Below are 6,756 nucleotides of genomic sequence, written 5' to 3' on the forward strand. Positions count from 1 at the left end.
CGCGTTCAATGAAGTCACGGCGTGCCTCGCGGTGCGGGTTGTAGTGGTCAGCGGCAATCACTTCACCGCCATTCGGAGAACGTTCTCCAAGGCGCATGACTTCGCCGAAGTGCGTAACCGGCTCGGAGGTCGCAGCCCCATCCTCCGTGGGTTCGCTCAGACGTACGTCTAAGCGCTCCATGAACGACAGGACAGCACCTAGTCGGTGGGGGACCGCGCTGTCCTGCAAGCGGGTGCCCGAAACCGTACCGGTAAGCTGGTGCACCTCTCGGTCATGGGCGCGCTTCCTCGCTTCGACGGGGTCCCTATAGAGCGGCTGGAACTTGAGTCCATGAGCCTCGAACGCTCGTGTGAAATTGAACCCGAAGATTCCGCATGTGGTCATCGAATAGCTCCTCCGGTGGCAGGCCTTGCCACGCGGCGAGCATACCTGCGCGATGGCAAACCGATAGCAAACGGCATGGCAAACGCATAGCAAATGCGATTTTGGGGGGCATAGGGGTTCGCCATACCGAGCATCATTGCTCCGCCGACGAATCACGCCTTAGACTTCCGCAGTCGGCCACAGGCAGCCGGTCGCTTACGCCGCAGAAATCGCGGGATAGCGGTCGATCGCAGCGCGCGCAAAACGCTTTGATTGCGGGTCGGGGACACATCGCTGAAGCGCGTGCACACAAACTGAAGGCCATGAACAATTGGCCGCCATCTCTCATCCACACACCACCCCAACTAAAAATGATGATGCTCAGATCTTTTCGCGATCGATTAAATCGCATGGGCTGCGTCGGCCGCAGCCTCTCATTGGCAGTCTTCCTCGCCGCTCTTTCTGGTTGCGCGACTAGCACGAAGTATCCATATGACGATGCATGGAAAGATCAGGCTTCGACCTTCCGAATCATCGATCAACGACCAGAGGTCGAGAAAACTCCAGAGGTCATTAGCTTGTCACTTCAGAGCGAGAGATACGGGGAGTATCGGCTCGGGGACGCACAGCTCGTCCCGGAGCGCATCGCGTACATCAGAGGCCAGCTACTCGCCATAAATGCTGACCAATTTGATCAGACAACTGCCTATCTCAAACATTTCGAAATCTTCAACAAACTTGGCAGTGCTCATAGAAATGCCGCCGCTAACTTTGCGTTCAGCGCTGCTGCTGCCTCAGCAGGCATTCCGGACGGCGGCCCTGGCATTTTGAGCGTCAGCGCAGACGGCACGCCCATAGCCCAATGGCCTCGAATTGAGCTATTCGTTGAAATCGAGCTGAATGGAAAAACGTACAGCTCCACTCAGCGCATTCCCTACCACGGGCTCAACAAGAGCATAAACATGCGATACCCCGTTCAAGCGCTCAAGGTGGCGATGCGAGATGCCGCTCAAGATATCGCGGCCAAGGCATCGAACAAGTAGTGATCGGCAGGCCACGAGGCTGCCATGTGTGATTTCCTCAAGGAAAGTCACAAGGCTAGCCCTCCCGCGCGAGGGACTCATTGACCCGCGACAAGCATCGCGGCAGGTCGCGAACGAAGGCCTAGGCGATGCCGCCAGTCAGGGCAAGGCTCGCAAGCCCCATGAGTTCGGCGGGAAGGTCCGCGTGGCGGTCTCGCACAAGCAGGGCTTGATGGTTGGAGCGCGCAGCTTCACGGGCAATCCGTATGACGGGCATACGCTGGCCGAGCATTCACCGGGGCCGGATCAAGACGATGGCCGATCAACAAAGACGCTGGCTCAAACGAAGACAGGCGGTCGAGCCCGCCATCGGGCACCTCAAGCACGACAACGGAATGGATCGGAGCTGGCTCAAGGGGCAAACGGGCGATGCGCTGCACGCGGTGCTGTGCGCCATGCCATCGCGCGGCAGTGGCCCGAGTGGCTGAACGCTTGTGTTAGTAGGCACCCATATAGTCGCGCTTACCGATCTCAATACCGTTGTGGCGCAAGATGGCATAGACGGTGGTCACGTGGAAGAAGAACTGCGGCAGACCATAGTGCAGAAGATATGCGCTGGCTGTCAGCTTCTTTTCCTTGGGCGTGCCGGGGCGCAGTACGATCTCGCGGCTCTCGCTTGAATCAAATTGCTCGGACTTGAAGGATTCGATATGGGCTAGAGCCTTGGCAATCAACGCTTGCAGGTCGGCGAAGCTGACCTCGGTGTCGGGCCAGGATGGCACCTCGGCACCAGMCAGTCGGGAGGCAATGCCTTTGGAGAAGTCCGAGGCGATCTGTACCTGACGTATTAGCGGAAACATGTCGGGGAATAGTCGCGCATGCAGCAGAGCATTCGGATCGATATTTTTTTGTGTCGCGTGGTCTTCGGCCTTCTTGAGTACATCGGACAGGGCGCGCAGCATCTGCTGCATGACGGGAACGGAGGCGTTGTACAGCGGGCTGGTCATGGTGAATTCACTTTTCAATTGGGCACGATGGCCGGGGCCGGTATGGCAGAAGCCCTGCCAACCATGCAAGGCTAACAGCAAAAAGGCAATCCGAAATTCGAGGGCAAATGGGACGCATCCTTCGCGCCGATTGGTCAATCCTGGCGGCGCAACTGGATGCGCCTGTCGCCGTTCTTCGATTACCCGGCCGACATCCGCAAGATGATTGACACGACCAACGCCATTGAATCGGTGAACATGAGCCTGAGGAAGATAACCAAGACCCGAGGCTCATTTCCAACCGATGAGGCAGTCTTCAAATTTTTCTACCTGGCACTGAACAACATCAGCCAGAAATGGACGATGCCGATACGGGATTGGAAGGCAGCTCGCATCCATCGACTGCACGTGGTTGTGAGACGAGTCGCGGAACTGCCAGGCCATCTGCCGGACCTGTAGCAACTGGCCCTCGTCGGCCTGCACCACGCCTTCGCGCATGACCTCGAGCGCCACCCGGTGCTGGAGCGTGTGGTCCTTTCGGCAGCGAGGCCGCCATGTGTGATCTCCTCAAGGAAAGACACAAGGCTAGCCCTCCCGCGCGAGGGACTCATTAACCTGCGACAAGCATCGCGGCAGGTCGCGAACGAATGCCTAGCTGCGTGCCGCCAGTGCGTCCGGCAGCTCGATCTTGACCTCGAGTACCTCGAGGTCGTCCTGCTTCTCCAGGTGCACCTTGATGTCCTCGGCCTTGATCGACACGTATTTCGAGATCACCGCGATCAGCTCGCGCTGCAGTTCCGGCAGGTAGTTGGGCCGCTTGGTGCCCAGGCCGCTGCGCTCGTGCGCGAGGATGATCTGCAGCCGTTCCTTGGCGACGCTCGCCGTCTTCTTCTTCTCGCCGAGCAGAAAGGAAAAAAGAGACATGGCTACCTTCCGAAGATTCGTTTGAAGAAGCCCGGCTTCTCGGCGTCGACGAAGCGCATTGCCTTGTCTTCGCCCAGGAAGCGCGCGACCACGTCGCTGTAGGCCTGCGCGACGTCGGTGTCGGTGTCGTGGATCGCGGGCACGCCCTGGTTGGAGGCCTGCAGYACGGTTTCGGACTCGGGAATCACGCCGATCAGCTTGATGCGCAGGATGTCCTGGATGTCTTCGAGCGACAGCATCTGGCCGCCGGCCACGCGGTTCGGGTTGTAGCGCGTGATCAGCAGGTGCTCCTTGATCGGCTCGCTGCCTTCCTTGGCGCGCTTGGTCTTGGAGCCCAGCATGCCCAGGATGCGGTCCGAGTCGCGCACCGAGGAGACCTCGGGGTTGGTCACGATCAGCGCTTCGTCGGCGAAGTGCATCGCCATCATCGCGCCGGTCTCGATGCCCGCGGGCGAGTCGCAGACGATGTAGTCGAAGCCCTGTTCGGCCAGTTCCTTGAGGATCTTCTCGACGCCATCCTGGGTCAGCGCCTCCTTGTCGCGGGTCTGCGAGGCGGCCAGCACGAACAGGTTTTCGCACTGCTTGTCCTTGATCAGCGCCTGGTGCAGGTTGGCCTCGCCCTGGATCACGTTGACCAGGTCGTACACCACGCGCCGCTCGCAGCCCATGATCAGGTCGAGGTTGCGCAGGCCGATGTCGAAATCGATCACGGCCGTCTTCTTGCCTGCCAATGCCAGTCCCGATGCGAAGCTCGCGCTCGTGGTCGTCTTGCCGACGCCGCCCTTGCCCGAGGTCACCACCACAATTTTGGCCATGCCATTCCTTCTTCGTTCGTATGTTTCAGTTGTTCGGTTGCCGAGCGCGCCCATCGATCAGAGGATCGGCTCCATGACGATCTTCTTGCCGTCAAGCGAGATCCGGGCCGGCTTGCCGGCGATCTCCGCCGGCAGCGCCACCTCCGAGGTGCGGTAGATGCCCGCGATGGCCACCAGCTGCGCCTCCATGCAGGTCGTGTAGATGCGCGCCGCAGTATCGCCGCGGGCACCGGCGATCGCCTTGCCGCGCAGCGGCGCGTAGACGTGGACATTGCCGTCGGCAATGACTTCGGCGCCGAAGCTCACCACCGCGGTCACGATCACGTCGCCACCGCGCGCGTAGACCTGCTGGCCCGAGCGCAGCGGCTTGTCGATCACCAGCGTGCCGTTGGCCGGCACCGGCACTTCGCGCACGATCTGGGGCGCTTCGGCGACAGCTTCGGCGGGCGGGGCGGCGGGGCGCGGGGCCGGCGCCACCGGCATCGCGGTGATCGACAGGCCGGCGGCGCGGGCCGCGGCGTGCTGCGCATCGCTGCCGCCACGCACCGCCACCGGCTGGGTCTGGTGGCGCGCCAGCAGGCTGCGCAGCGCGGCGAAGTCGAGCGTATCCCCGGCGTCGGACTCTTCGTCCTGCAGTTGCGAGAGGTCGATGACCACCGGCTCCTGTTCGAAGAAGTCGGGCGAGTCCGCCAACTGGGCGTCGAGCGCTTGCGCCAGCACCTCGAGATCGGCCGTCTTGAGGATGACTGCGATCAGCGGCAGCGTGGCGCTCTTGAATTCGAATACCGCCCTGGTGCGCGCGGCGGATGCATCTGCCATGGAAAAGCTTGTGCGAAAAGCGTTGGAGTCTAACGGGCATGGGGCCGGACGTTGCAAAAGGTCGCAACGATTGGCCGGCCGGACAACACTTCTTGCACCAGGTTGCACTTCGCGCGCGCCGCGCCGTGACTTCGCTCACGGTCGCGAGCCCGCGCCGGCGCTCGCTTAGTGCAATTGCACTATTCATCGCGCCCCGGCCCGCGGAGAGACTCCTTTCACCGCTGTAACAGTTCGTTAGCGGTCCGAATTACCGAGGAGTTTGATTTTGTTGCGCATCCATCCAAAGACGAGATTTGCCCTGTCCACTGCGCTTCTGCTGTCGCTCGCTGCTTGCGGCGGAGGCGGCAGTGGCAGCGGAGGCTTCCTGCCCACCGGCGGCACCAGCACCGGTGGCAGTAGCAGTGGCGGTGGCGCTGGCGCTGGCGCCGGCGGCGATACCGCCACGCCGGCGGCCGCCAAGCTGAGCGGCATCGCCGCCACCGGCGCCGCCTTCGCGGGCGCCAAGGTGACGGTGATCGACCAGCGCGGCATCACCGTGTGCAGCACCGAGACCGACGCCAAGGGGGYCTACGAATGCACCTTGCCCGAGGGCACCAAGGCGCCGCTCGTGGTCATGGCCGCGCGCGACGACCTGACCCTCTACAGCACCACCGCGAGCGCTGCGGGCGGCAACGTCAACGTCACGCCGCTGACCACCATCATCGTTTCCCGCCTCGCGCCCAATGGCGATCCGGCGAACCTGGCCGGCGCCATCGCGACCCAGCCCGACGTGGTGACCGACGCCACGGTCAAGCAGCAGGTGGCCGAACTGATCGCCGCGCTGCAGCCGCTGCTGACCCTGATCGGCGACGCCGTCGACCCGATCAGCGGCAGCTTCACGGCCGACGGCTCCGGCCACGACCGCCTGCTCGACTCGATCGCCGTGAGCGTGCGGCCCGACGGCACGGCCGCCAACATCGAGATCACGGTCAAGAGCGTGCCCGCCACCGAAGGCGCTGCGCCGGTCTCGATCGTCTTCCGCAGCAGCGACGCGACGCCGCCGGCCCTGCCGCAATCCGTCGCGACCGCGACGCTGGCACCGGCCGGCGCCTCGCTGGCCGTGGCCGCGCTGTTCGAGCGCCTCACGCAGTGCTACGCGCTGCCGCTGTCGAAGCGGGTCAACGCACCCAACGACACGGCACCGGTGAGCGGCGTCGCGGCCGACGTCATCGCGCCGGAATGCAAGACCCTGTTCGCCAACGACGATCCAGCCAGCTTCCTCAGCAACGGCAACAAGGTCGGCAGCACCGGCGCGTTCTCGTCGCTCTTCAGGCCCGGCGCCACCGGCCTCAGGTTCGACCGCGGCGTGCAGCAGTTCTTCCGTCCGAACGGCGACATGGTGCTGAGCTACCGCAGCGTCGACAGCACGGGCGCGGAGCAGAACCAGAATCTCGTCGCGAAGAGCGTCGACGGCGTGCTCAAGCTGATCGGCAATCAGTACGCCTACAACGTCAACGTCCTGCCGACCGTGCAGGACCGCGATTTCCTGCATGCGCCGGCGTCCAGCTATCTGAACGTGGCGTACAACGTGACGATCCCCAAAGGCCAGATCAAAGGCGCTGGCAATCCGCTGGTCCAGGCGCTCGTGACGATACCCAACGGCGCCTCCTACACCTACAGGCCGGGCGGCGGCAACGCCAACCTGGTGGTGGACAAGCCGGGCGGCCTGACCGGGAACACCTCGCTGCTGCGCATCGCCGGGGGCTACCGGGATCCGGCCCGCCCGGGCCATCCGTCGGCGGCGGAACCCAACGCCTTCTTCCTGCCTCAGCTCAGCGACGAGGAGC

General features: G+C 63.2%; 7 protein-coding genes and 2 pseudogenes. 4 read left to right on the forward strand and 5 right to left on the reverse strand.

Annotation, left to right across the window (positions count from 1 at the left end; genetic code table 11):
- On the reverse strand, positions 1–385 hold a 385-nt coding region (locus AC1D2K_RS26920; RefSeq protein ID WP_478092441.1), incomplete at its 3' end, for a hypothetical protein.
- A gap of 302 nt (positions 386–687) precedes the next feature.
- On the opposite strand from AC1D2K_RS26920, the gene AC1D2K_RS26925 reads away from it, so the two are divergent.
- Positions 688–1,407 carry a hypothetical protein gene (locus AC1D2K_RS26925; protein WP_478092442.1) on the forward strand — a complete coding sequence of 240 codons (720 nt, stop codon included), beginning with the start codon at positions 688–690 and terminating at the stop codon, positions 1,405–1,407.
- A gap of 127 nt (positions 1,408–1,534) precedes the next feature.
- Positions 1,535–1,841, forward strand: a pseudogene (locus AC1D2K_RS26930) (IS5/IS1182 family transposase); the annotation flags it as partial.
- 42 nt (positions 1,842–1,883) lie between these two features.
- Here the strand turns inward: AC1D2K_RS26930 and AC1D2K_RS26935 are convergent.
- Positions 1,884–2,393, reverse strand: coding sequence for a DUF1993 domain-containing protein (locus AC1D2K_RS26935; RefSeq protein ID WP_478092452.1), 510 nt, complete (start codon positions 2,391–2,393; stop codon positions 1,884–1,886).
- A gap of 93 nt (positions 2,394–2,486) precedes the next feature.
- On the opposite strand from AC1D2K_RS26935, the pseudogene AC1D2K_RS26940 reads away from it, so the two are divergent.
- A pseudogene (locus tag AC1D2K_RS26940) lies at positions 2,487–2,831 on the forward strand (transposase); the annotation flags it as partial.
- Between the two features lie 192 nt (positions 2,832–3,023).
- Here AC1D2K_RS26940 and minE read toward each other — a convergent pair.
- The 3 genes from minE to minC are packed head-to-tail and all read right to left on the reverse strand — an operon-like array spanning position 3,024 to position 4,930.
- Positions 3,024–3,296: a cell division topological specificity factor MinE gene (gene minE, locus AC1D2K_RS26945; RefSeq protein ID WP_478092445.1), complete on the reverse strand. Its 273-nt coding sequence runs from the start codon at positions 3,294–3,296 to the stop codon at positions 3,024–3,026.
- Between the two features lie 2 nt (positions 3,297–3,298).
- Entirely contained in the window at positions 3,299–4,111 is an 813-nt protein-coding gene (gene minD / locus AC1D2K_RS26950; protein ID WP_478092447.1) for a septum site-determining protein MinD, read from the reverse strand.
- Between the two features lie 57 nt (positions 4,112–4,168).
- Positions 4,169–4,930 (reverse strand): septum site-determining protein MinC, encoded by a 762-nt coding sequence (minC, locus tag AC1D2K_RS26955; protein WP_478092449.1) that lies wholly within the window; start codon positions 4,928–4,930, stop codon positions 4,169–4,171.
- 268 nt (positions 4,931–5,198) lie between these two features.
- On the opposite strand from minC, the gene AC1D2K_RS26960 reads away from it, so the two are divergent.
- On the forward strand, positions 5,199–6,756 hold a 1,558-nt coding region (locus tag AC1D2K_RS26960), incomplete at its 3' end, for a carboxypeptidase regulatory-like domain-containing protein (protein ID WP_478092451.1).

Source organism: Variovorax sp. P1_H12_2 (assembly GCF_056405335.1).

Excerpts from the sequence above, each read along its gene's own strand:
- AC1D2K_RS26925 (WP_478092442.1), top strand. The coding sequence starts at position 688 with ATGAACAATTGGCCGCCATCTCTCATCCACACACCACCCCAACTAAAA.
- minE (WP_478092445.1), bottom strand. The coding sequence starts at position 3,296 with ATGTCTCTTTTTTCCTTTCTGCTCGGCGAGAAGAAGAAGACGGCGAGC.
- minC (WP_478092449.1), bottom strand. The coding sequence starts at position 4,930 with ATGGCAGATGCATCCGCCGCGCGCACCAGGGCGGTATTCGAATTCAAG.